This window comes from Streptomyces sp. NPDC006235 (assembly GCF_040613735.1).
In the GTDB taxonomy this organism is placed as follows: domain Bacteria; phylum Actinomycetota; class Actinomycetes; order Streptomycetales; family Streptomycetaceae; genus Streptomyces.
The window spans coordinates 326042-348756 of record NZ_JBEXSR010000004.1 but is presented as its reverse complement, the minus strand read 5'-3'; the positions used below and the strand labels follow the sequence as shown (position 1 = coordinate 348756).

Here is a 22715-nt window from a genome sequence, read left to right as displayed (position 1 = left end):
TCCGCCTGCCGTTTCGTGGTGGGCCGGGGGACCGGACAATGGCGGTATGAGCGAGCGTGCGCGGCACTGGCAGTACGACGAGCTGCCCGGGGTGGATCTGCTGCGGGCCCGGTACGTGCGGAAGACGTTCGTGCGGCATACGCACGAGAACTTCGTGATCGCCGCCATCGCCGACGGGGTGGAGGTCTTCCACCACGGCGGGGGCGATCAGTACGCGGGCGCCGGTGCGCTCGCGCTGGTGAATCCGGACACTCCGCACACGGGGCGGGCCGGTGTGCCCGAGGGGTGGCGGTACGGGGCCGTGTATCCGTCCGTCGATGTGGTGGCGGAGATCGCGGCCGAGACCACGACGCTGCGGGGGACACCGGGGTTCGTCAGCCCGGTGGTGGATGATCCGTATGCCGTCGGGCTGGTGCATCAGGTGCTGCGCGCCGCCGACGAGGGCAACGCGCTGGCCGCGGACACGCTGCTGCGGGTCGCCGTGACAAGGCTGCTGCGACTGAACGGCGGGCCCATGCCGCGCCGGGAGGTGCGGACGGCGGGGGCCCGGGTCGCCGCACGCGCGCGTGCCGCGCTGGAGGAGCGGATGGCGCGGCCGCCGACCCTGGAGCGGTTGGCGGCCGAACTCGGGACCAGCCCGTTCGCCTTGCTGCGGGCCTTCCGGGACGCCTTCGGGATGCCGCCGCACGCGTGGCTCACGGACGCGCGGGTACGGCGGGCGCGGCGGCTGCTGGACCTCGGGACGCCGCCCTCGGAGGTCGCCGTGGCCGTGGGGTTCACCGACCAGCCGCATCTCAACCGGCACTTCAGCCGGATGGTCGGGGTGCCGCCCGGGGCCTATCAGCGGGAGCGCAAGAACGTACAAGACCTGCGGTAGCGGCTCCTCGTAGCGTGCGGGCGTGGCAGATCGGACAGCTCTCGGAGATACACAGACCGGTGGGAAGACGGACCGGGCCGTCGTGCGGGACGCCCTGGGGGTCGGGGTGGCCGTCGGGCTCTCCGGCTTCGCCTTCGGGGTGACGTCGGCGGGCGCCGGACTCACGCTGATGCAGACGTGCGCGCTCAGTCTACTGGTGTTCACCGGGGCGTCCCAGTTCGCCCTGGTGGGCGCCCTCGCGGCCGGTGGCGGCCCGTTCACGGCGGCGGCCGGGGCCTTCTTCCTGGGCGTGCGGAACGCCTTCTACGGCCTGCGCCTGTCACAGGTGCTGGCCCTCCCGCGCGCGGTGCGGCCGTTCGCCGCCCAGTGGGTGATCGACGAGACGGCCGCCGTCGCGCTCGCACAGCCCACGCGGCGCAGTGCGCGGATCGGGTTCCTGGTGACGGGGCTGAGCCTGTACGTCCTGTGGAACCTCACCACGCTGCTCGGTGCCCTGGGCGCCAAGGCCGTCGGGGACACCGACGCCTGGGGGCTGGACGCGGCGGGACCCGCGGTCTTCCTGGCGCTGCTCGCGCCCATGCTGAAGACCGGCACCGAGCGGGCCGTCGCGGGGCTCGCCGTGCTGCTCGGGCTCGGGCTGCTGCCGGTGCTGCCCGCCGGCGTGCCGGTTCTGCTGGCCGCGCTGGCGGCGCCGGTCGTGCTCTGGGCGGACGGCCGTCGCAAGGGACAGGGGGAGCAGGAGTGAACGTCTGGATCGCGATCGGTGTGACCGTCCTCGGGTGCTACGCCGTCAAGCTGGCCGGGTTGCTGGTGCCCGCGGGGGCTCTCGAGCGGCCCGTCGTGAGGCGGCTTGCCGCGCTGCTGCCCGTCGCGCTGCTGGCGGCCCTCACGGCCCAGCAGACCTTCGCCGACGGGCAGACGCTGGTCCTGGACGCGCGGGCCGCCGGGCTCGGAGCCGCCGCCGTGGCGCTGATGTTGCGGGCGCCGTTCCTGCTCGTCGTCGCGGCGGCCGTGCTGGTGACCGCTGGAGTGCGGGCCATGGGGGCCTGATCAGCCGATGCCGCGGCCGTACGCCCTGAGGGTGCGCAAGGCCTCGATCGTCACCGCCGGGCGGGCTTCCAGGGCGGCAGCCGGGGCCCAGCGGCGCCAGCTGAGGGGCCAGCCGCCGTCGTCCTGCTGCCGGGCCGCGAGGTGGTCCAGGGAGCGGGCCATCTCGTCGTCCGTGAACCACGCGCGCGCGAGGGAGCTCGGTGTCCTCGCGTAGTCGAACGGGAAGTGGTGCTCGCCCGGCGCGTAACCGGGAGAGACCGGGTAGGCGTCCAGGTTGTCGGGGTCCAGCGCCGCCAGACGGTGCTCGCGGACCAGACGGCCCAGACGGTCGGCGGCCGCCTCCGCGCGCGGGCGGTCCGGGGCGGAGTCGAGGAAGGCCACGGCGGCCTCGATCTCGTAGGGGTGGGACTTCTCCAGGGACTCGACCGCCTGCCAGCAGAAGTCCGTGGCCCGGAACAGCCAGGCGTGCCACACCTCGTTGCGGTGCAGCAGCCCCACCACCGGCCCGGTGGCCAGGAGGTCGCTGGGCGGGTCGTCCACGACCGGCACGAAGGGTGCCGCCGGATAGCCGCGCTGGCTGGGGTGGATCGCCGGGAGGGCGCCGTCCGCCGTGGAGACGGACGTCAGATAGCGGCACATGTGTTCCACCCGCTGACCGGCGCAGCGCCCCACGGCGTCCAGGACGCGCAGCGCGCGGGCGGTGTGCAGCGGCTGGCTGACCGGCCCGCGCAGATCGGGCTCCAGGGCGTGGCCGTACCCGCCGTCCTCATTGCGGTAGGCGTCCAGGGCGGTCTCCACCGGGTCGGCGGCGCCGCCCCGGAAGTGGTGGGCGAAGAGGTGCTGCTCGAGCACGCGCGCGGTGAGCCAGACGAAGCGCTCCGCGCGCGCCACGGGGGTGTGCGGCGGGGGCGACTGGGGGAGTGAGGAAGCTCCTGTTTCGGCCATGGATCAGACCGTAGGACGGAACATGGCGCCGCCAGGCGGTCCCGGCCCAGGCCCACCCTCAGGGGCGGGATACTGAAGTCATGCGGTTGACGGTCTTCTGGCAGCGGATGGCGGAGCACTTCGGTCCGGGGTACGCGGACACCTTCGCGCGTGACCATGTGATGGCGGAGCTCGGCGGGCGCACCGTCCACGAGGCGCTCGACGCCGGCTGGGACGCCAAGGAGGTCTGGCAGGTGGTGTGCGCGGTGATGGACGTGCCGAGGGAGAAGCGTTGACCCGTCGTGGAGACCGCTGACTGACGGCCCACGAAGATCGCAGGCGGGCAGACGGCTGTCGGTGGCGTAGGTGAGACTTGGTGCGTGGCACCCACTGACGAGACCGGGCAGGCAGCCCCGCAGTCCTCCCCGTTCGGTACGACACCGCCCGCCCCGCCCCCGCCCCCGGCCGGGGACACCGGGGCGAACGGCCGTATGCCGCGCTGGCTGCCGCGCGCCCTGGTGCTCGCGCTCACCCTCGTCGCCGTGTTCCAGCTGGGCACTTGGGCCTTCCACCAGCTCACCGGCCTGCTGATCAACATCCTCATCGCGTTCTTCCTGGCGCTCGCCATAGAACCGGCGGTGAGCTGGATGGCCTCGCGCGGGATGCGCAGGGGACTGGCCACGTTCATCGTCTTCATCGGCGTGATCATCGTGGCGGCGGGCTTCGTCACGCTGCTCGGCTCCATCCTCGCGGACCAGATCATCAAGATGATCGAGGGCTTCCCGGCCTATCTCGACTCCGTCATCAACTGGATCAACACGCACTTCAAGACCGACCTGAAACGCGTGGACATCCAGGAGGGACTCCTGCGCTCCGACTGGCTGCGCAACTACGTGCAGAACAGCGCCACGGGTGTCCTGGACGTCTCCGCCCAGGTCATCGGGGGCCTCTTCCAGCTGCTGACGATCGCGCTGTTCTCGTTCTACTTTGCCGCGGACGGCCCGCGACTGCGCCGCACGATCTGCTCCCTCCTGCCGCCCGCCCGTCAGGCCGAGGTGCTGCGCGCCTGGGAGATCGCCGTGAACAAGACCGGCGGCTACATCTACTCGCGCGGCCTGATGGCACTGATCTCCGGCATAGCGCACTTCGTCCTCCTGCAGGCCCTGGACGTGCCCTACGCCCCCGTGCTCGCCGTGTGGGTGGGCCTGGTTTCGCAGTTCATCCCCACGATCGGCACGTATCTCGCGGGTGCGCTGCCCATGCTGATCGCGTTTACGGTCAACCCCTGGTACGCGCTGTGGGTGCTGATCTTCGTGGTGATCTACCAGCAGTTCGAGAACTACGTGCTCCAGCCGAAGCTGACGGCCAAGACCGTTGACATCCACCCCGCGGTCGCCTTCGGCTCGGTCATCGCGGGCACCGCGCTCCTGGGCGCGGTCGGCGCGCTGATCGCCATTCCCGCCATCGCCACGCTCCAGGCCTTCCTGGGGGCGTACGTGAAGCGGTACGCCGTCACGGACGACCCCCGGGTGCACGGCCATCGCCGACGCGGGGAGGGGCCGAGCCTCGTCTCGCGCGCGAGGCAGCTGTGGGTACGGCGGGCCGGGACGGAGCGGCCGGGGGGCGGGCAGGCCGAGGACAGCGGTTCCGGGGGCGGGCGGCCCGAGGGGGGAAGGCCCGGGGACGGGCGGCCCGAGGACGGGGAGTCCGGGCAGGGCCCGGCCTGAGTCGCTGCCGGTGTCACGCGGGTGCCGCGTGGTGCGCTTGACACGAAAATCGAACATCCATTCTTATGGAGTCTCCGGCGAAGCTCAACGACGGGCAGTTCGACGTACTTTGGGTGGAGAAGTGCCCGAGTTATCCACAGGCCGGACGTGCGTCGGGGCGCATTGTCAGTGGCAGGCGTTAGCGTCTTTGACGTGAAGCGATCGACTCAAGCAAATCGGGTGGAACCCATGGCAGGAACCGACCGCGAGAAGGCCCTGGATGCCGCTCTCGCACAGATTGAACGGCAATTCGGCAAGGGCGCGGTCATGCGCATGGGCGACCGGACCAAGGAGCCCATCGAGGTCATCCCGACCGGATCCACCGCCCTCGACGTGGCCCTCGGCGTGGGCGGCCTGCCCCGCGGCCGTGTCGTGGAGATCTACGGACCGGAGTCTTCCGGTAAGACCACCCTGACCCTGCACGCGGTGGCGAACGCGCAGAAGGCCGGTGGCCAGGTCGCCTTCGTCGACGCGGAGCACGCACTCGACCCCGAGTACGCGAAGAAGCTCGGCGTCGACATCGACAACCTCATCCTCTCCCAGCCGGACAACGGCGAGCAGGCCCTGGAGATCGTGGACATGCTGGTCCGCTCCGGTGCCCTCGACCTCATCGTCATCGACTCCGTCGCGGCGCTCGTCCCGCGCGCGGAGATCGAGGGCGAGATGGGCGACAGCCACGTGGGTCTGCAGGCCCGTCTGATGAGCCAGGCCCTGCGGAAGATCACCAGCGCGCTCAACCAGTCCAAGACCACCGCGATCTTCATCAACCAGCTCCGCGAGAAGATCGGCGTGATGTTCGGCTCCCCGGAGACCACGACCGGTGGCCGGGCGCTGAAGTTCTACGCCTCGGTGCGCATCGACATCCGCCGCATCGAGACCCTGAAGGACGGCACGGACGCGGTCGGCAACCGCACCCGCTGCAAGGTCGTCAAGAACAAGGTCGCGCCGCCCTTCAAGCAGGCCGAGTTCGACATCCTCTACGGTCACGGCATCAGCCGCGAGGGCGGCCTGATCGACATGGGCGTGGAGCACGGCTTCGTCCGCAAGGCCGGCGCCTGGTACACGTACGAGGGCGACCAGCTCGGCCAGGGCAAGGAGAACGCGCGCAACTTCCTGAAGGACAACCCCGACCTGGCCAACGAGATCGAGAAGAAGATCAAGGAGAAGCTGGGCGTCGGCGTGCGTCCCGAGGAGCCGGCCGCCGAGCCGGGCACGGACGCGGCGGTCTCCCCGGCACCTGCCGAGGCTGCGGCGGTCCCCGCTCCGGCACCGGCGGCCAAGACTGCCAAGTCCAAGGCCGCCGCAGCCAAGAGCTGACCCGTGACACGACGAACCGACTGGGCGGAGTACGAGTACGCCGCCTCCGGTGCCCCACGGGGGAGGGGCACCGGAGAGCAGACGGGCTCGGCCGTGGACGGGGAGGACGGGCGGTACGAGGCTGACGGGCCGTATGGGGGAGCCTCCCTGGGCGGCGGCGCGTCCGGCAGAGGCGCATCGGCTGGAGGCACACGCGGCTCGTCCAGGCAGGGCTCGCGCGGCGATGAGCCGCCCGGCGGGCGTGGACGTGGGCGCCGCCGACGCGGCTTCGACGCGGCGGATGCCGAAGACGGAGGTTCCCTCTCCTCGTCGAGGGCCGAGCAGGGGGAACCTCCGGGGGACCCGGTCGAGCAGGCTCGGGCGATCTGCCTGCGCCTGCTCACCGGGACCCCGCGGACCCGCAAGCAACTCGCCGACGCCCTGCGCAAGCGGCAGATTCCGGACGACGCCGCCGAGGAGGTGCTGTCGCGGTTCGAAGAAGTCGGCCTCATCAATGACGGCGCCTTCGCGGACGCCTGGGTGGAGTCCCGGCACCACGGCCGGGGGCTGGCCCGGCGTGCCCTCGCCCGGGAGCTGCGGACCAAGGGCGTCGACTCCACGCTGATCGACGAGGCCGTCTCCCAGCTCGACTCCGAGCAGGAGGAGGCGACCGCACGGGAACTCGTCGCGCGCAAGCTCCGCTCCACCCGGGGGCTCGACCGCGACAAGCGTCTCCGTCGCCTCGCGGGCATGCTCGTCCGCAAGGGCTACCCCGAGGGCATGGCCCTGCGCGTGGTCCGGCAGGCGCTGGAGGAGGAGGGCGAGGACACGGAGTTCCTCGGGGACGAGGGGGCCTGAGGCAAGGGCGAGACCTCCGTGGGGCCGCGCCCGATGCCGAGCCCCGGAGTCATACCAGGGGGAGCCCCGCCGCCCGCCAAGCCTGGAACCCGCCGACCAGATCGGTGGCCCGGTGCAGTCCCAGCTGGTGCAGGGACTGGACCGCCAGGCTGGAGGCGTACCCCTCGTTGCAGATCACGACGACGCGCAGGGCGTGGCTCGTGGCCTCGGGGAGCCGGTGGCTGCCCTGCGGGTCGAGGCGCCACTCCAGCTCGTTGCGCTCGACGACGAGGGCGCCGGAGATCAGGCCGTCCCGTTCGCGCAGGGCCGCGTAGCGGATGTCCACCAGTAGCGCGTCACCGGCCAGCGCGGCCTCGTACGCCTCCTGCGGCTCGATCCGCTCGTAGCCCGCCCGTACGCGCTCCAGCAACGCGTCGATGCCGACAGGCCGTTGGACATCACCACCACTGCTGCCACTGCCGTTACCGTCGCTCACCCGCTCGTGCGTCGCGCTCACTGCCAGTCCTCCGGCCGCTCCACCTGCTCGAGCCGCAGGATCGACCCGCTGCGGCTGAAGCGGCGGATCTGCGGCAGGGGCGGGTAATAGGCGTGGACGGAGATCGCGTGCCGGTCAGGGGACTCGTTGAGCACCTCGTGGACGTGGTGGCGGCCGAAGGCGCGGCCCTGGCCGGACCGCAGCCGGCGTTCGCGGTCGACACCGTCGGTGAGCTCCAGTGTCTTCCAGCCGTCGGTGGGCAGCCGCGCGGCGAGTGAGTTCTCCTTGAGCTCGCCCGACGCGGTCAGGAAGGCGCCGACGGAGTCGGCGTGGTCGTGCCAGCCGGTGCCCGTGCCGGGCGGCCAGCCGATCAGCCAGGCCTCGCTGCCGCCGGGCCCGTCCAGCCGCACCCAGGTGCGGCCTTCCGGGTCGAGCGGCAGGGAGGCGATCAGCTCGGTGTCGGCGGCCGTACGCCGCACGAAGTCGAAGAGGTCGGCCTGAGTGGGCGCCGCAACGGCGGAGGAGGCAGATGAGGAGCCGGAAGCGGGACGGGGGGTGGATCCCGGAACGGATCCGGGAGAGGAGACAGTGGGGGATGCGGAAGGGGATACAGACACGGGTGCCGTCCTGGAGGTCCTGATGAGAGTTCGCGGATCAGGCGCGTCGGCCGCGGCAGACAGAGCGCGGCGCGCGCACAGAGGAAGAGAGAGGCGAAGTCAGCAGGACGGGCGACACACGCAGCCCGCATAGCGGACGAGGTCCATATGGACCCTCCGCCACAGGCGCACACAGGTGTCGGTCACGCACCGGAGTACACCATGACCGCCCGAACCGGTCAACTCACTGTCACCATGCGGACGCACGGTGACAGTGAGCCCGTCATGCCGGGTGTCGGCGTCAGCGAGAGCCGGCCGACGCGCCGGCTTCGGCCTGTGCCTTCACCGGTCCGCCCACCGCGGCCTCCGCCGCCGCGTACAGGTCGTCCGGGCGCACTCCGCTCAGCGCGGTGACGAGGTGCCCGTCGGGGCGCACTAGGAGCACCGTGTGGGCGGCAGCACCCGGATAGCTCTCGGCGACCAGCAGCTCGGCGGGGTGCGGCAGTGCCGTGACGGCGGCCGCGAGCCGGGGCATGATGCCGGCGCTGACCCAGTGCTTGCGCTCCCACACACCCGTGCCCGGCGCGATGAGCACCACGAGCAGCGCGCCGCGGCCGAGCCGGTCCCGCAGCCGTACGAAGGTGCCGTCCTCGGCGGTGACCCGCACGTCGGTGACCGGCGCTCCGGGCGGTGTGTCGACGGGGGTCTCTCCTTCGAGGCGTGGGGGCGCGAGGGGCGAGTCGGCGTACCCCCCCGGCGCGCCCAGTTGGCCGTGCCCCAAGTGACCGTCCGTGAGGAGCGCGTCGTGGCCCCGGGACGAGCCGGGGACGTAGGAGCGCAGGCCTCCGCCGCCGCGCAGCAGGGGCAGTGCCTGGTCGGCGGCGCGCAACCGGGCGGCGACGACCGCCCGGCGCTCGGTCTGGTAGCTGTCGAGCAGCGCGTCGTGCGGCCCGTGGTGCCAGGCCAGGGCCAGCTTCCAGGCGAGGTTGTCGGCGTCCCTGAGGCCCTCGTCAAGACCGTGCGTGCCCAGCGCGCCGAGCAGGTGGGCCGCGTCCCCGGCGAGGAAGACGCGGTCGGCGCGCCAGCGGCGGGCCAGCCGGTGGTGGACCGTGTGGACTCCGGTGTCCAGCAGTTCGTACGGCGGGGTCGTGCCGCCCGCCCAGCCGGCCAGGGTCTCCCGGATGCGGGTCAGCAGCAGTTCGGGGGTGACCAGGTCCTTGCCGGGCGGCAGGAGCCAGTCCAGACGCCAGACGCCGTCGGGCAGCGGGCGCGCGGTGACCTCACCGGCCGAGGGGCCCGACATGCGCCACGGCGGCATGCGGTGCAGCAACGCCTCGTCGTGCCAGGGCAGTTCCGTACGCAGCGCGGCAACGGCGTGACGTTCCACCGCCGTACGGCCCGGGAAGCGGATGTCCTGGAGTTTGCGCACGGTCGAACGGGGGCCGTCGCAGCCCACCAGATAGCTGCCGCGCCACCAGGTGCCTTTGGGGCCGCGGGTGTGAGCCGTGATGCCCGAGGACTCCTGTTCGATGCCGTCGAGCCGGCTCTCCACCGCGACCTTGACGAGCCGTTCGTCGGAAAGGGCCGCGCGCAGGGCGCCGGTCAGCACGTGCTGGGCGATGTGCAGGGGGGCGGGCTCGGTGCCGTCGAAAACGATCTCGCGCATCACCTGCTTGCGCCGCATCGACCGCCATCCGGCCCAGTGGGCACCGGCCCGGGACAGGGGCACGCCGGTCAGCCGTTCCACCAGAGCGGCGGTGTCCTCGCGCAGGACGACGGTGCGCGCCGCACGGGGTTCGTCCTTGCCCGGTCCCTCGTCGAGGACGATGCAGGGCACCTCCTGACGCGCCAGCGCCAAGGCGAGCGTGAGCCCGACGGGCCCCGCTCCGACGATGATCATCGGGTCCACGGCGCGGCGCCCCCTGCCCGTGGTGATGTCCTGAGAGACGTAGGTGAACAGGAAGTTGGAGCAGGGTGCACGATCACAGAACGTATGCAACCCATTGCCGGTGCTTGCGTCAAGTGACCGGCGGTCGGTGGCGATCATGCCGCCGCACCAAGGGTAGCCGGGCGGCACGCTCGTCACTTGATGGGGTGTCAGCGTTGGCCGGAGCCGGATGGCTCAGGGCTCGGCACGACTGTGGCCCGCCAGAAATCCGGCGGGCCACAGTCGTGCCGGTTGGCGGGCCGTCAGAGCCTGCCCTCGGCACCGGTGCCGTAGGTGTCGCCGACCTCGGCCGCGTTCACGTCGTCGACCTTGTCGGCACCCAGAACAGCCCCTGTGCTGCGCTTGCTGCGGCGCAGCCTGCCCTCCAGCCAGGAGGCGAAGGACGTAAGGATGAAGTTCAGGATGATGAAGATGACCGCCACGACGATGAAACTGGGGATGACGTTCGCGTAGTTGGCCGCGAGCGTGCTGCGCGTGTTGAGTAGCTCGGTGAAGCCGAGCATCACGCCGCCCAGCGCGGTGTCCTTCACGATGACGACCAGCTGACTGACGATGGCGGGCAGCATGGCGGTGACGGCCTGCGGGAGCAGGATGCTCGACATCGTCTGGCTCTTGCGCAGGCCGATCGCCATCGCCGCCTCCGACTGCCCCTTGGGCAGGGAGAGGATGCCAGCGCGGACGATCTCGGCGAGGACCGACGCGTTGTAGAGCACCAGTCCGGTGACGACCGCGTACAGGGGCCGCTCATCGCTGGGGATGCCCGTCGAGCGGACGTAGAACTCGTTGGCGAACAGCATGAGCAGCAGTACCGGGATGGCCCGGAAGAACTCGACCACCGCGCCGGCCGGGATGCGCACCCAGCGGTGGTCGGACAGGCGCAGGATGCCGAGGACGGCGCCCAGCGGGAGGGCGATGACCATGGCGAGGGCTGCGGCCTTCAGCGTGTCGCCCAGACCGGGCAGCAGATAGGTCGTCCAGGCCTCTGACGTGGTGAACGGCTTCCACAGGGACCACTGCAGCTGGCCCTTGTCGTCCAGCGTCTGCCAGATCCACCACAGGAGCAGGGCGAGTAGGACGAAGAAGAGCACCGAGAACAGCAGGTTGCGCCGCTTGGCCTTCGGGCCGGGGGCGTCGTAGAGAACGGACGTCATCGTTTCACCGCCAGTCGCTTGCTCAGCCAGCCGAGGATCAGGCCGGTGGGCAGAGTCAGTACCACGAACCCGAAGGCGAAGATCGCGCCGATGAGTAGCGTCTGTGCCTCGTTCTCGATCATTTCCTTCATCAGGAGGGCGGCCTCCGCCACGCCGATCGCGGCTGCCACGGTTGTGTTCTTGGTCAGTGCGATGAGCACGTTGGCCAGCGGTCCGATGACGGAACGGAACGCTTGAGGCAGTACGACGAGCCTCAGTACCTGGCTGAAGCTGAGTCCGATGGCCCGTGCCGCCTCAGCCTGCCCGACGGGCACGGTGTTGATGCCGGAGCGGATCGCCTCGCAGACGAAGGCAGCTGTATAGGCGACGAGACCGAGTACAGCCAGTCGGAAGTATTTGAGTTCGAAGTCATCGGGCGCGCCCATCGTGACGCCGAAGATGTCGGCGAGGCCGAGCGACGTGAAGACGATGATGACGGTCAGAGGAATGTTTCGGACGACGTTTACGTAGGCAGTGCCGAAACCGCGCATCAGCGGCACGGGGCTGACCCGCATGGCCGCTAGGAGGGTTCCCCAGATCAGGGAACCGATGGCCGAGAAGACGGTGAGCTGCACTGTGACCCAGAAAGCGCCCAGCAGGGACGGGTCGTCATAGTCAGAAAGAAAGTCGAACACGATCTCCCGCGCTTCCGGGTGTGTGGCGTAGGTGGCGGACGTGGCGCGCCGCCGTCAGACAAGTGGCGGCGGCGCGCCCGCGGACCCCCGCATCGCGTGCGGGGATCCTGCGTCGGCGGAGTCCCGCGTTACTGGACGATCTGGCCGATCTTCGGGGCGGGCTCGTTCTTGTAGTTAGCCGGACCGAAGTTCTCCTTGACGGCCTTGTCCCAGGACTTGTCGCTGACCATCTTCTCGAGGGCGGCGTTGATCTTGTCGAGGGTCGCCTTGTCGCCCTTCTTGACACCGATGCCGTAGTTCTCGTTGCTCAGCTTCAGGCCGGCCAGCTTGAACTGCCCCTTGTACTGCTCCTGCGCGGCGTAACCCGCGAGGATCGAGTCGTCGGTGGTCAGCGCGTCCACGGCGCCGCTCTGCAGAGCGGAGAGGCACTCCGAGTAGCCGCCGCGCTGCGTCAGCTGGGCCTTCGGGGCGAAGTCGTCCTTGACGTTCTGCGCCGAAGTCGAACCTGCGACCGAGCACAGCTTCTTCTCGTTCAGGTCCGTGGCCTTGGTGATGTCCGAGTCCTTCTTCACCAGCAGATCCTGGTGGGCCAGCAGGTACGGACCGGCGAAGTCGACCTTCTGCTTGCGCTCGTCGGTGATCGAGTACGTGGCCGCGATCATCTTCACGTCACCGCGGGACAGCGCGTTCTCACGGTCGGCGCTCTTGGTCTCGACCCACTCGATCTGGTTGGGCTCGTAGCCCAGTTCCTTGGCCACGTACGTCGCCACGTCCACGTCGAAGCCGGAGAAGGAACCGTCGGGCTCCTTCAGGCCCAGACCGGGCTGGTCGTACTTGATGCCAATCTTGATCTTGTCGCCGCCGCCGGAGCCGGAGCCATTGGAGTCACCGCCGTCGTCGCCACCACAGGCGGTAGCGGTCAGGGCGAGAACGAGAGCGGTGGCGGCTGCGGCGGAGACCTTGCGGAGCTTCATCGTGAACATCCTTTGCCGTGAAGAGAAAAACCGTTGTTTCGGGTGACGCGGGCCGTCGCAGGGGCGACGCGCGCCTCAGTGATGCAGGATCTTCGACAGGAAGTCCTTGGCACGGTCGCTGCGCGGGTTGCTGAAGAACTGGTCGGGCGCAGCCTCCTCGACGATTCGGCCGTCCGCCATGAACACCACGCGGTTTGCGGCCGATCGTGCGAAACCCATCTCGTGGGTGACGACGATCATGGTCATGCCGTCCCGGGCGAGCTGCTGCATGACCTCCAGCACCTCGTTGATCATCTCGGGGTCGAGCGCGGAGGTCGGCTCGTCGAAGAGCATGACCTTCGGCTCCATGGCCAGCGCCCGCGCGATCGCGACGCGCTGCTGCTGGCCGCCGGAGAGCTGTGCCGGGTACTTCTCGGCCTGCGCGGCCACGCCGACCCGGTCGAGCAGGGCGCGGGCCCGCTCCTCGGCCGCGGCCTTGTCCTTCTTGCGGACCTTGATCTGGCCGAGCATCACGTTCTCGAGCACGGTCTTGTGCGCGAAGAGATTGAAGGACTGGAAGACCATCCCGACGTCGGCCCGGAGCCGGGCGAGTCCCTTGCCCTCGGCGGGCAGCGGCTTGCCGTCGATCTCTATCGTGCCGGAGTCGATCGTCTCCAGGCGGTTGATGGTGCGGCACAGGGTGGACTTGCCGGACCCGGAGGGTCCGATGACCACGACGACTTCACCGCGCGCGATCGTCAGGTCGATGTCCTGGAGTACGTGCAACGCGCCGAAGTGCTTGTTGACGCTCTTCAGGACGACCAGTTCTCCGGTCGCGGCCACATCTTCCTTGGCCACCGATACTTCGGTCATCGCTCTCAGGCTCCGTCCTCCTCGGTTTCGGAGGACAGTAGTAACCCTCTACGACCTGCGTCATTACATCTGAGGGGAATCTGAGCATCACGATCCGATAGCAATCGGACACGTGTCGTAGCACTTATGAGCAGCGCTCATATCGGCCGGGTAACGGAAGCTCTCCGCAACCGGAACCCTCTTGACGCCGTCCTCATCCATCAGCGTGACTGCACAAGGTGCACGCGCGCGCGTGCACGCGTTTTTGTACACAGATAGATCGTACGGCCAGTGAACCGAAGGGGGCCCGGGTGAGACTGCTGCTCGTCGAGGACGACAACCACGTCGCCGCCGCCCTGTCGGCGGTCCTGGCACGGCACGGGTTCGACGTCACGCACGCGCGCAGCGGCGAGGAGGCCCTTCAGGCGCTGGTCCCCGAGGTCGACGGCTTCGGTGTCGTCCTGCTCGACCTGGGCCTGCCCGACCAGGACGGATACGAGGTCTGCGGCAAGATCCGCAAGCGCACCAGCACGCCGGTGATCATGGTCACTGCCCGCTCCGACGTGCGCTCCCGCATCCACGGCCTCAACCTCGGCGCCGACGACTACGTGGTCAAGCCGTACGACACCGGGGAACTGCTCGCCCGTATCCACGCGGTCAGCCGGCGCACCTCGCAGGAGGACACCTCCAGCGGCATCGAGACGGAGCTGCGCCTCGGCCCGGTGCACATCGAACTGCCCACGCGCCGGGTCAGCGTGGAAGGAACCGTGATCCAGCTGACCCGCAAGGAGTTCGACCTCCTGGCCCTGCTCGCACAGCGGCCCGGGGTGGTCTTCCGCCGGGAGCAGATCATCAGCGAGGTGTGGCGGACCAGCTGGGAGGGGACCGGGCGCACGCTGGAGGTGCACGTGGCGTCCCTGCGCTCCAAACTGCGGATGCCCGCCCTCATCGAGACCGTACGGGGAGTCGGCTACCGGCTCGTCGCGCCCGCCGGATAGCGGGGCCGCGTGCGCACTCGTCTGCTCCCGCTGCTGATCGTCCTGATGGCGGCGGTGCTGCTCGCGCTCGGCGTCCCGCTCGCCGTCAGCCTGGCCGGCGCCCAGCAGCAGAAGGTCGTCGTCGACCGCATCGACGACACGGCACGCTTCGCCGCCCTCGCCCAGTTCGTCACCGACTCGCCCACCGGGACCGCCAGCGCGTTCGAGAACGAGCGCCTGGCCACGCTCAGCCGCGAACTCGACAGCTACTACACGGTCTACGGCATCCGTGCCGGTGTCTTCTACCGCAGCGGCAGTGCCATGGCCCACGCACCCGCCCGGTGGTCCCTGCCGAAGGAGGGTGAGGTACGCGATGCCTTCGACGAGGCGCTGCTCAGCCGCCGCAGCCACGATCCGCGGCAGGTGTGGCCCTGGCAGCGCCGCAACCTGGTGGTCGCCTCTCCGGTCATCCGGGACGGTGACGTCGTCGCGGTCGTCGTCACCGACTCGCCCACCGGGCAGCTGCGCTCGCGCACGCTGCACGGCTGGCTGGTCATAGGCGCGGGGGAGTTCGCCGCGATGCTGCTGGCCGTCGGTGCCGCCCTGCGGCTGACCGGCTGGGTGCTCAAGCCCGTACGGGTGCTGGACGCCACCACCCACGACATCGCCACGGGGCGGCTGAAGTCCCGGGTCGCCGCGGCCGGCGGTCCGCCGGAACTCAGGCGCCTGGCCCGGTCGTTCAACGAGATGGCGGACAACGTCGAGGACGTGCTGGAGCAGCAGCGCGCCTTCGTCGCCGATGCCTCGCACCAACTGCGCAACCCGCTCGCGGCGCTGCTGCTGCGCATCGAGCTGCTCTCCTTCGAGCTGCCCGAGGGCAACAAGGAGATCGCCTCGGTCCAGTCCGAGGGCAAGCGCCTCGCGCAGGTCCTGGACGATCTGCTCGACCTGGCGCTGGCCGAGCACACCGAGGCCGATCTGAAGATCACCGACATCGGCGAGCTCGCCGCCGAACGGGTCGCGGCCTGGTCCCCGACCGCCGAGGCCAAGGGCGTACGCCTGGTGGGCGACTGCCCGCCGACGACCGCGTGGGCCGACCCGGTGGCGCTGTCCAGCGCGCTGGACGGGATCATCGACAACGCGGTGAAGTTCACGCCCGAGGGCCGGACCGTCGAGGTGACCGTCACCCCGAACGGCGACACCTCCACCGTCGTCGTGACCGATGAGGGGCCGGGCCTCACCGACGAGGAACTGGCCCGCATCGGCGACCGCTTCTGGCGCAGCAGCCGCCACCAGAACATCAAGGGCTCGGGCCTGGGCCTGTCCATCTCGCGGGCGTTGCTCGCGGCCGGCGGCGGCTCGATCGCGTACGACCATCATGAGCCGCACGGGCTGAAGGTGACGGTGACGGTGCCCAGGGTCGGGCCGGCGTAGCGAAGCCGAGGCCGGGTCGAGGGCGAGCTACGGCTTGACGGACCGGTAGTAGCGCCGGGCCCCGTCGTGCAGCTTGAGCGGGTCGGTGTAGATCGCCGTGCGGACGTCGACCAGCTGGGCGGAGTGGACGGTCGCGCCGATGCCGTCCCGGCTGTCGATCACCGTACGGGTCAGCCACTCGGTGAGCCGCGGGTCCAAGTCGTTGCGCGTGACCAGCAGGTTGGACACCGCCAGGGTGGGGACCGCGTCGCCGCGCTGGATGGTGGGGTAGGCCGACTCGGGCATCTTGGTGGCGCGGTAGTAGCGCGTGGCACCGCCCTGGTCGTGCAGCTTGGCCACGAGGCCGACGTCGATCGGCACGAATCGGAAGGCCGACGCCGACTTCTTCGCCAGCCGGCTGAGCCCGTCCGTGGGCAGTCCGCCGGACCAGAAGAACGCGTCGAGCCCGTGTCCGAGCCGTTTGGGCCCGGTGTCGATGCCGTCCGACGACGGCTTGATGTCCTTCTCCGGGTCGATGCCGGCGGCCCTGAGCACGCCGTTCGCGATCAGCCGTACGCCGGAGTTCGGCAGCCCTATGGCCACGCGCTTGCCGCGCAGGTCCGCGACGGAGCGGATGTCCGAGTCCGGCGGTACGACGAGTTGGGCGTAGTCGTCGTACAGGCGCGCGACACCGCGCAGCCGGTCGGCGCCCGCGCCGTTGTCGAGCTTGTACGTGGCCACCGCGTCGGCCGCGGCGATCGCGAAGTCGGCCTTGCCCGTCGCCACGTCCGCGACGTTCTCCTGCGAACCGGCACTGGTCAGCAACCGCACCTTCAGATCGGGCATGTCCTTGTCGATCTCGGTGCGCAGAAGCTTGCCGTACTCGTGGTAGACCCCCGCCTGGGTGCCCGTGCTGAGCCTGATCGTCCCGCCCGGAGGCTCCTCGGCCCAGGGGCGCAGCCACCACAGGAGCAGCCCGAGGACCACGAGGGCGGCGGCGCCGCCCTGAAGGGCCCGGCGCCTGCCGAGAGGGGGGAACGTCTTGGGCATGCGCGAGATCCTGCCAGCCGTGGTGCCCCGCTGACCAGGGGCGGGCTCACAGGGTGGGGTTGGGTGAGTGTCAGTGGCGGCCACTACAGTCGGCCCCATGAGCTCCTCGCCCGCCGACCTGGTCCGTGAATTCCACCTCGCCTTCGGCCTGGACGCCCGCAGTACCCCGACGGAGGTGTCCCCCGAACTCGCCGCCCATCGCGGCGAACTCCTCGCGGAGGAGGCCGCGGAGGTCGCCGAGGTGTCGGTGACGGGCCCGCTCGACCGGCTCGCGCACGAACTCGCCGACGTCGTCTACGTGGCGTACGGCACCGCCCTCGTCCACGGCATCGACCTCGACGCGGTCCTGGCCGAGATCCACCGTTCCAACATGACCAAGATCGGTCCCGACGGCTCCGTCTCCCGCCGCGAGGACGGCAAGGTGCTCAAGGGGGAGCACTACGAGGCACCGGATGTGCCGGGCGTGCTGAGGAAGCAGGGGTGGGAACCGGCCGCGGGCGCCTGAGCCGCCGCCCGGGCCGACGGCGGCTCCCCTGCCCCTTCTTCCCTGCCGTGTCTCCTTCGGCGCTGCCCCTCAGTCGGCCACCTGCGCGTCCGCCTCCGTGGTGCGCGGCGCCGTCCGCGCCGTGTCCCGGTGTGGCTCGCGGCGTCGGGTCCACCAGGTCGCCACGGGCTCCGTGTAGCGCGCCGTGAGCGGGCCCAGGACGACCAGGATGAGGACGTAGGCCGTGGCCAGGGGGCCGAGGGACGGTTCGATGCCCGCCGAGACGGCCAGACCGGCGATGACGATCGAGAACTCGCCACGGGCCACCAGCGCACCGCCCGCACGCCAGCGGCCCTTGACGGAGATCCCGGCCCGCCGCGCCGCCCAGTAGCCGGTGGCGATCTTCGTCAGGGCGGTGACGACGGCCAGGCCCAGGGCGGGCAGCAGAACGGGCGGGATGCTGGACGGGTCGGTGTGCAGGCCGAAGAAGACGAAGAAGACCGCCGCGAACAGGTCACGCAGGGGGCTGAGGAGCGTGTGCGCACCCTCCGCCACCTCTCCCGACAGCGCGATGCCCACCAGGAAGGCCCCGACCGCCGCCGACACCTGGAGCTGCTGTGCCACACCCGCGACCAGGATCGTCAGACCCAGCACGACCAGCAACAGCTTCTCCGGGTCGTCGCTGGAGACGAAGCGGGAGATCACCCTGCCGTAGCGCAGGGCCAGGAACAGGACGATGCCCGCCGCGCCCAGCGCGATCGCCAGGGTCAGGCTGCCGGCCAGCAGCCCGGCTCCCGCCACCAGCGCCGTGACGATGGGCAGATACACCGCCATCGCGAGATCCTCCAGCACGAGCACGCTGAGGATCACCGGCGTCTCCCGGTTGCCGACCCGGCCCAGATCGCCGAGCACCTTCGCGATCACACCGGACGACGAGATCCAGGTGACACCGGCGAGGACGACGGCGGCCACCGGCCCCCAGCCGAGCAGCAGCGCCACCGCCGCCCCCGGCAGCGCGTTGAGCGCGCAGTCGACCAGACCGGACGGGTAGTGGGTCTTGAGGTTGGAGACCAGATCGCTCGCCGTGTACTCCAGGCCCAGCATCAACAGCAGCAGGATGACGCCGATCTCGGCGCCGGTGGCGATGAACTCCTCGCTCGCGCCCAGCGGCAGCAGACCGCCCTCGCCGAAGGCCAGACCGGCCAGCAGGTACAGCGGTATCGGCGAGAGCCGGAAACGGGCGGCGAACCGGCCGAGCAGGCCGAGGCCGAGGATGATGGAACCGAACTCGATCAGCAGAACCGCGGAGTGCACCGGCTCACTCCCGACCGAGTATCGTCGCGGCGGCGTCGACGCCCTCGCGGGTGCCGACGACGATCAGCGTGTCACCGCCCGCCAGCCGGAAGTCCGGCGCGGGAGAGGGAATGGCCTCGGCCCGGCGCAGCACCGCCACCACCGACGCGCCCGTCTCCGTACGCATCCGCATGTCGCCCAGCACCCGCCCGTTCCAGCGCGAGGTCGCGGCCACCTCGATCCGCTCGGCGACCAGTCCCAGGTCCGTGGTGTACAGCAGGCTCGGGCTGTGGTGGGACGGCTTCAGCGCGTCGATCAGCGACCCCGCCTCCGAACTGGTCAGCCGCAGCGACTGTGCGCAGGAGTCCGGGTCGTCGGCCCGATACACGTTCACCGTGCGCGTGCCGTCGCGGTGCGCCACCACCGACAGATGGCGGTGTTCCCGGGTCTCCAGGTCGTACTGGACCCCGATGCCCGGCAGCGGCGTCGCCCTCAGGCGCGGAGCTGACACGTTTCTTCCCCTTGTTCGTCTGGCTCTTATCGGTCTGGTGAACGGTGTCGATCAACGGACGGGTCAAGTCCGCATGCTGTCATCCAGCCGTACGGTGGCGACATGGGTGTCGTCACGGATATGCGCGGCGGCCGATGGCCGGAGAGGGTGAAGGGGGCGGTGTCAGACGCGAAGGCCGAGGACGCGCAGGCAAGGGACGCGAGGGCCGAGGACGCGCAGGCCGGGTCAGCCGGGCCAGACGCGAAAGCCGGGTCAGCCGGGCCAGACGTGAAAGCCGGAAGGAGCGAATCCAGGAACGTGTCGTTGTTCTGGCGGATCTTCTCGCTCAACGCGGCCGGCCTGGTCGTGGCCACCGCGTTGCTGCTCGGCCCGGTCACCGTGTCGACCCCCGTCCTGGCGGGCGAGGCGCTCGTCCTGCTCGGTGGCCTGGCGATGCTGCTCGCCGGCAACGCGCTCGTGCTGCGCTTCGGTCTCGGGCCCCTGCAACGGCTCGACCGGGCCATGGTCACCGTGGACCTGCTGCGTCCGGGCTCCCGCCCGGTGGTCGCAGGACCCGCGGAGACGGCCGGGCTGATCACGACGTACAACGCGATGCTCGACCGGCTGGAGGCCGAGCGGGCCGCGGGCGCCGCCCGGGCGCTGTCCGCACAGGAGAGCGAACGGCACCGGATCGCCCGGGAGCTCCACGACGAGGTCGGGCAGACCCTGACCGCCGTCCTCCTCCAGCTCAAGCGCGTCGCGGACCGGGCGCCCGAAGAACTGCGCGACGAGGTCGGCCAGGCGCAGGAGGCGACCCGGGCCGGCCTGGACGAGATCCGCCGGATCGCCCGGCGGCTGCGCCCCGGCGTCCTGGAGGAACTCGGCCTCGCCAGCGCCCTGCGCTCGCTCGCCGCCGAGTTCACGACCCACGGGCTGACCGTGCGCCACCACGTCACCGGCGACCTCCCCGCTCTGAACCCGGAATCGGAACTCGTCATCTACCGAGTGGCCCAGGAAGGCCTGACCAACACCGCCCGGCACGCCGGCGCCGACCGTGCCGAACTCCGCCTCCGGCCGGTCCCCGGCGGCGTCGAACTCCTCGTGCGCGACAACGGCACGGGCCTCGGCGACGCCCCCGAGGGCTCCGGCATCACGGGCATGCGCGAACGCGCGCTGCTGGTCGGGGCCGCCCTCACCCTGGAACCGGCGCCCGGCGGGGGCACTGACGTACGGCTGCGCATCCCGGTGACCTCGGGCGAATCAGTGACCTTGCGCGAACCAGCGACCGAAGGACCCCGCTGATGTCCACACCGATCCGCGTCCTGCTCGCCGACGACCACACCCTCGTGCGCCGGGGCGTGCGCCTCATCCTGGACGGGGAGCCCGACCTGACGGTCGTGGCCGAGGCCGGGGACGGGGCCGAGGCCGTCGCCAAGGCCCGGGACACCGCCGTCGACCTGGCCGTCCTGGACGTCGCCATGCCCCGCATGACCGGCCTCCAGGCGGCCCGCGAGCTCTCCCGCCGGCTGCCCGACCTGCACATCCTGATCCTGACGATGTACGACAACGAGGAGTACTTCTTCGAGGCGCTCAGGGCCGGAGCCAGCGGCTACGTCCTCAAGTCCGTCGCCGACCGGGACCTGGTCGAGGCCTGCCGGGCGGCCGTGCGCGACGAGCCGTTCATCTACCCGGGCGCCGAGCGGACCCTCGTCCGCTCCTACCTGGAGCGGCTGCACCGTGGCGACGGCCTGCCGGAACGCGCCATCACCGAACGCGAGGAGGAGATCCTCAAGCTGGTCGCCGAGGGTCACACCTCCAAGGAGATCGGCGAACTCCTCTTCATCAGCGCCAAGACGGTCGAACGCCACCGCGCCAACCTTCTCCAGAAGCTCGGCATGCGCGACCGTCTGGAGCTGACCAGGTACGCGATCCGCGCCGGTCTCATCGAGGCGTGAGCCCGGGCCCGGTTGTCCACAGGCGGCCGAGCCACTCCCGGTGACCGCCTACCCTTGTCCCCATGAGCAGCATCGACCGGAGCCAGTCAGTGGGCGGCACGCGCACATATGAGGTACGCACCTACGGGTGCCAGATGAACGTCCACGACTCCGAGCGATTGGCCGGTCTGCTGGAGGACGCGGGCTACGTCCGCGCCCCCGAGGGCGCCGACGAGGCCGACGTCGTCGTCTTCAACACCTGCGCCGTGCGGGAGAACGCCGACAACAAGCTGTACGGCAACCTCGGCCACCTCGCGCCGAAGAAGGCCGCCCGCCCGGGCATGCAGATCGCGGTCGGCGGCTGCCTCGCGCAGAAGGACCGCGACACCATCGTGAAGAAGGCGCCCTGGGTGGACGTCGTCTTCGGCACGCACAACATCGGCAAGCTGCCCGTCCTGCTGGAACGCGCGCGCGTGCAGGAGGAGGCGCAGGTCGAGATCGCCGAGTCGCTGGAGGCGTTCCCCTCGACGCTGCCGACGCGGCGCGAGAGCGCGTACGCGGCCTGGGTCTCCATCTCCGTCGGCTGCAACAACACCTGCACCTTCTGCATCGTCCCGGCCCTGCGCGGCAAAGAGAAGGACCGCCGTCCCGGCGACATCCTCGCCGAGATCGAGGCCCTGGTCGCCGACGGCGTCTCCGAGATCACGCTCCTCGGGCAGAACGTCAACGCGTACGGCTCCGACATCGGCGACCGCGAGGCCTTCAGCAAGCTGCTGCGCGCCTGCGGGAAGATCGACGGCCTGGAGCGCGTCCGCTTCACCTCCCCGCACCCGCGCGACTTCACCGACGACGTCATCGCCGCCATGGCCGAGACGCCGAACGTGATGCCGCAGCTGCACATGCCGCTCCAGTCCGGCTCGGACACGGTCTTGAAGGCCATGCGCCGCTCCTACCGGCAGGAGCGCTACCTGGGCATCATCGAGAAGGTCCGCGCCGCCATCCCGCACGCGGCGATCAGCACCGACATCATCGTGGGCTTCCCCGGCGAGACCGACGAGGACTTCGAGCAGACGCTGCACGTGGTGCGCGAGGCCCGCTTCGCCCAGGCCTTCACCTTCCAGTACTCCAAGCGCCCGGGCACCCCGGCCGCCGAGATGGACGGCCAGATCCCCAAGAAGGTCGTCCAGGAGCGCTACGAGCGCCTGGTCGCCCTCCAGGAGGAGATCTCCTGGGAGGAGAACAAGAAGCAGGTCGGCCGCACGCTGGAGCTGATGGTCGCCGAGGGCGAGGGCCGCAAGGACGACAGCACCCACCGTCTGTCCGGCCGTGCCCCCGACAACCGCCTCGTTCACTTCACCAAGCCGGACCATGAGGTCCGCCCCGGCGACGTGGTCACGGTCGAGATCACCTATGCCGCCCCGCACCACCTCCTCGCCGAGGGCTCCGTGCTGGACGTGCGCCGCACGCGCGCGGGCGACGCCTGGGAGAAGCGCAACGCCGAGAAGGCGGGCACGCCGGCCCAGCCGGCGGGCGTGCTCCTGGGCCTGCCCAAGATCGGCGTACCCGAGCCGCTCCCGGTGGCGGCGAGCGGCTGCGGCTGCGACTGAGCCGGGCGGGCGGCGGGCGGGGGCGGGGCACACCTCTGATCGCGAGG

At 70.6% G+C, this 22715-nt stretch carries 25 protein-coding genes; 13 read left to right on the top strand and 12 right to left on the bottom strand.

The genetic code is table 11. From position 1 onward, the window contains the following. The first annotated feature begins 46 nt into the window (after positions 1-46). Genes ABZ192_RS07575 through ABZ192_RS07565 form a run of 3 tightly spaced genes read left to right on the top strand, consistent with a single transcriptional unit; the run spans position 47 to position 1927 of the window. Entirely contained in the window at positions 47-877 is an 831-nt protein-coding gene (locus ABZ192_RS07575; protein WP_356923577.1) for an AraC family transcriptional regulator, read from the top strand. Positions 878-899: 22 nt separating this feature from the next. Next, the gene (locus ABZ192_RS07570; RefSeq protein WP_356923576.1) at positions 900-1622 is read left to right on the top strand and encodes an AzlC family ABC transporter permease; all 723 of its coding nucleotides are present in this window, start codon (positions 900-902) and stop codon (positions 1620-1622) included. Then, complete coding sequence (locus ABZ192_RS07565) at positions 1619-1927, top strand: AzlD domain-containing protein (protein ID WP_356923575.1); 309 nt, start codon at positions 1619-1621, stop codon at positions 1925-1927. The genes ABZ192_RS07570 and ABZ192_RS07565 overlap by 4 nt, the downstream gene beginning before the upstream one ends. Here ABZ192_RS07565 and ABZ192_RS07560 read toward each other — a convergent pair whose 3' ends face one another. Further along, the gene (locus ABZ192_RS07560; protein ID WP_356923574.1) at positions 1928-2872 is read right to left on the bottom strand and encodes a hypothetical protein; all 945 of its coding nucleotides are present in this window, start codon (positions 2870-2872) and stop codon (positions 1928-1930) included. An 80-nt stretch (positions 2873-2952) separates the two neighbouring features. Between ABZ192_RS07560 and ABZ192_RS07555 the strand changes: the two genes are divergently transcribed. The 4 genes from ABZ192_RS07555 (at position 2953) to recX (ending at position 6771) form a co-directional block, all read left to right on the top strand. Beyond that, positions 2953-3147, top strand: coding sequence for a DUF3046 domain-containing protein (locus ABZ192_RS07555; protein WP_356923573.1), 195 nt, complete (start codon positions 2953-2955; stop codon positions 3145-3147). Between the two features lie 84 nt (positions 3148-3231). Next, the gene (locus ABZ192_RS07550; RefSeq protein ID WP_356923572.1) at positions 3232-4578 is read left to right on the top strand and encodes an AI-2E family transporter; all 1347 of its coding nucleotides are present in this window, start codon (positions 3232-3234) and stop codon (positions 4576-4578) included. Between the two features lie 228 nt (positions 4579-4806). Further along, the gene (gene recA, locus ABZ192_RS07545; protein WP_356923571.1) at positions 4807-5934 is read left to right on the top strand and encodes a recombinase RecA; all 1128 of its coding nucleotides are present in this window, start codon (positions 4807-4809) and stop codon (positions 5932-5934) included. Between the two features lie 3 nt (positions 5935-5937). After that, positions 5938-6771, top strand: coding sequence for a recombination regulator RecX (recX, locus tag ABZ192_RS07540; RefSeq protein WP_356923570.1), 834 nt, complete (start codon positions 5938-5940; stop codon positions 6769-6771). A 49-nt stretch (positions 6772-6820) separates the two neighbouring features. Here the strand turns inward: recX and ABZ192_RS07535 are convergent, their stop codons facing one another. From ABZ192_RS07535 to ABZ192_RS07500, 8 genes are all read right to left on the bottom strand, one after another. Then, the gene (locus ABZ192_RS07535) at positions 6821-7246 is read right to left on the bottom strand and encodes a rhodanese-like domain-containing protein (RefSeq protein WP_356923610.1); all 426 of its coding nucleotides are present in this window, start codon (positions 7244-7246) and stop codon (positions 6821-6823) included. Positions 7247-7263: 17 nt separating this feature from the next. Continuing rightward, positions 7264-7863 carry a cysteine dioxygenase gene (locus ABZ192_RS07530; RefSeq protein WP_356923569.1) on the bottom strand — a complete coding sequence of 200 codons (600 nt, stop codon included), beginning with the start codon at positions 7861-7863 and terminating at the stop codon, positions 7264-7266. 99 nt (positions 7864-7962) lie between these two features. Continuing rightward, entirely contained in the window at positions 7963-8034 is a 72-nt protein-coding gene (locus tag ABZ192_RS07525) for a putative leader peptide (protein WP_309544753.1), read from the bottom strand. Between the two features lie 109 nt (positions 8035-8143). Next, the gene (locus tag ABZ192_RS07520; RefSeq protein WP_356923568.1) at positions 8144-9751 is read right to left on the bottom strand and encodes an FAD-dependent monooxygenase; all 1608 of its coding nucleotides are present in this window, start codon (positions 9749-9751) and stop codon (positions 8144-8146) included. A 281-nt stretch (positions 9752-10032) separates the two neighbouring features. Beyond that, positions 10033-10941 carry an amino acid ABC transporter permease gene (locus ABZ192_RS07515; protein WP_356923567.1) on the bottom strand — a complete coding sequence of 303 codons (909 nt, stop codon included), beginning with the start codon at positions 10939-10941 and terminating at the stop codon, positions 10033-10035. Beyond that, complete coding sequence (locus ABZ192_RS07510) at positions 10938-11615, bottom strand: amino acid ABC transporter permease (protein WP_356923566.1); 678 nt, start codon at positions 11613-11615, stop codon at positions 10938-10940. Before ABZ192_RS07510 ends, ABZ192_RS07515 begins: the two co-directional genes overlap by 4 nt. A 128-nt stretch (positions 11616-11743) precedes the next feature. Next, positions 11744-12589, bottom strand: coding sequence for a glutamate ABC transporter substrate-binding protein (locus ABZ192_RS07505; protein WP_356923565.1), 846 nt, complete (start codon positions 12587-12589; stop codon positions 11744-11746). Between the two features lie 75 nt (positions 12590-12664). Further along, positions 12665-13441 (bottom strand): amino acid ABC transporter ATP-binding protein, encoded by a 777-nt coding sequence (locus ABZ192_RS07500; protein WP_356923564.1) that lies wholly within the window; start codon positions 13439-13441, stop codon positions 12665-12667. 290 nt (positions 13442-13731) lie between these two features. Between ABZ192_RS07500 and ABZ192_RS07495 the strand changes: the two genes are divergently transcribed. Next, positions 13732-14418, top strand: a complete 687-nt coding sequence (locus ABZ192_RS07495; protein WP_356923563.1) for a response regulator transcription factor — start codon at positions 13732-13734, stop codon at positions 14416-14418. A gap of 9 nt (positions 14419-14427) precedes the next feature. Next, positions 14428-15831, top strand: a complete 1404-nt coding sequence (locus ABZ192_RS07490; RefSeq protein ID WP_356923562.1) for a HAMP domain-containing sensor histidine kinase — start codon at positions 14428-14430, stop codon at positions 15829-15831. A gap of 27 nt (positions 15832-15858) precedes the next feature. Here the strand turns inward: ABZ192_RS07490 and ABZ192_RS07485 are convergent, their stop codons facing one another. Then, a complete protein-coding gene (locus ABZ192_RS07485) occupies positions 15859-16860 on the bottom strand; it encodes a TAXI family TRAP transporter solute-binding subunit (protein ID WP_356923561.1) in 1002 nt (333 codons plus the stop codon). Positions 16861-16957: 97 nt separating this feature from the next. Here ABZ192_RS07485 and ABZ192_RS07480 point away from each other — a divergent pair, with 97 nt between their 5' ends. Continuing rightward, complete coding sequence (locus ABZ192_RS07480; protein ID WP_020276293.1) at positions 16958-17365, top strand: MazG nucleotide pyrophosphohydrolase domain-containing protein; 408 nt, start codon at positions 16958-16960, stop codon at positions 17363-17365. 69 nt (positions 17366-17434) lie between these two features. On the opposite strand, the gene ABZ192_RS07475 is transcribed toward ABZ192_RS07480, so the two are convergent. Both ABZ192_RS07475 and ABZ192_RS07470 read right to left on the bottom strand, forming a co-directional pair. Further along, positions 17435-18658 (bottom strand): cation:proton antiporter, encoded by a 1224-nt coding sequence (locus ABZ192_RS07475; protein ID WP_356923560.1) that lies wholly within the window; start codon positions 18656-18658, stop codon positions 17435-17437. A 4-nt stretch (positions 18659-18662) separates the two neighbouring features. Beyond that, on the bottom strand, positions 18663-19148 hold the full coding sequence (locus tag ABZ192_RS07470; RefSeq protein WP_355855355.1) for a TrkA C-terminal domain-containing protein: 486 nt from the start codon (positions 19146-19148) through the stop codon (positions 18663-18665). Between the two features lie 297 nt (positions 19149-19445). Here ABZ192_RS07470 and ABZ192_RS07465 point away from each other — a divergent pair, with 297 nt between their 5' ends. The 3 genes from ABZ192_RS07465 to miaB all read left to right on the top strand — a co-directional run bounded on the left by ABZ192_RS07465 (position 19446) and on the right by miaB (position 22668). Then, positions 19446-20429 carry a sensor histidine kinase gene (locus ABZ192_RS07465; RefSeq protein WP_356923559.1) on the top strand — a complete coding sequence of 328 codons (984 nt, stop codon included), beginning with the start codon at positions 19446-19448 and terminating at the stop codon, positions 20427-20429. After that, the gene (locus tag ABZ192_RS07460) at positions 20429-21082 is read left to right on the top strand and encodes a response regulator transcription factor (protein ID WP_356923558.1); all 654 of its coding nucleotides are present in this window, start codon (positions 20429-20431) and stop codon (positions 21080-21082) included. The genes ABZ192_RS07465 and ABZ192_RS07460 overlap by 1 nt, the downstream gene beginning before the upstream one ends. Before the next feature lie 62 nt (positions 21083-21144). Beyond that, positions 21145-22668, top strand: coding sequence for a tRNA (N6-isopentenyl adenosine(37)-C2)-methylthiotransferase MiaB (miaB, locus tag ABZ192_RS07455; protein ID WP_356923557.1), 1524 nt, complete (start codon positions 21145-21147; stop codon positions 22666-22668). Positions 22669-22715: the final 47 nt, after the last annotated feature.

Bases quoted from the DNA above. Each gene is read 5' to 3' on its own strand.
- recA (WP_356923571.1), top strand. From the start codon at position 4,807: ATGGCAGGAACCGACCGCGAGAAGGCCCTGGATGCCGCTCTCGCACAG.
- ABZ192_RS07480 (WP_020276293.1), top strand. From the start codon at position 16,958: ATGAGCTCCTCGCCCGCCGACCTGGTCCGTGAATTCCACCTCGCCTTC.
- ABZ192_RS07500 (WP_356923564.1), bottom strand. From the start codon at position 13,441: ATGACCGAAGTATCGGTGGCCAAGGAAGATGTGGCCGCGACCGGAGAA.
- ABZ192_RS07515 (WP_356923567.1), bottom strand. From the start codon at position 10,941: ATGACGTCCGTTCTCTACGACGCCCCCGGCCCGAAGGCCAAGCGGCGC.
- ABZ192_RS07555 (WP_356923573.1), top strand. From the start codon at position 2,953: ATGCGGTTGACGGTCTTCTGGCAGCGGATGGCGGAGCACTTCGGTCCG.
- ABZ192_RS07575 (WP_356923577.1), top strand. From the start codon at position 47: ATGAGCGAGCGTGCGCGGCACTGGCAGTACGACGAGCTGCCCGGGGTG.
- ABZ192_RS07560 (WP_356923574.1), bottom strand. From the start codon at position 2,872: ATGGCCGAAACAGGAGCTTCCTCACTCCCCCAGTCGCCCCCGCCGCAC.
- miaB (WP_356923557.1), top strand. From the start codon at position 21,145: ATGAGCAGCATCGACCGGAGCCAGTCAGTGGGCGGCACGCGCACATAT.
- ABZ192_RS07460 (WP_356923558.1), top strand. From the start codon at position 20,429: ATGTCCACACCGATCCGCGTCCTGCTCGCCGACGACCACACCCTCGTG.
- ABZ192_RS07485 (WP_356923561.1), bottom strand. From the start codon at position 16,860: ATGCCCAAGACGTTCCCCCCTCTCGGCAGGCGCCGGGCCCTTCAGGGC.
- ABZ192_RS07505 (WP_356923565.1), bottom strand. From the start codon at position 12,589: ATGAAGCTCCGCAAGGTCTCCGCCGCAGCCGCCACCGCTCTCGTTCTC.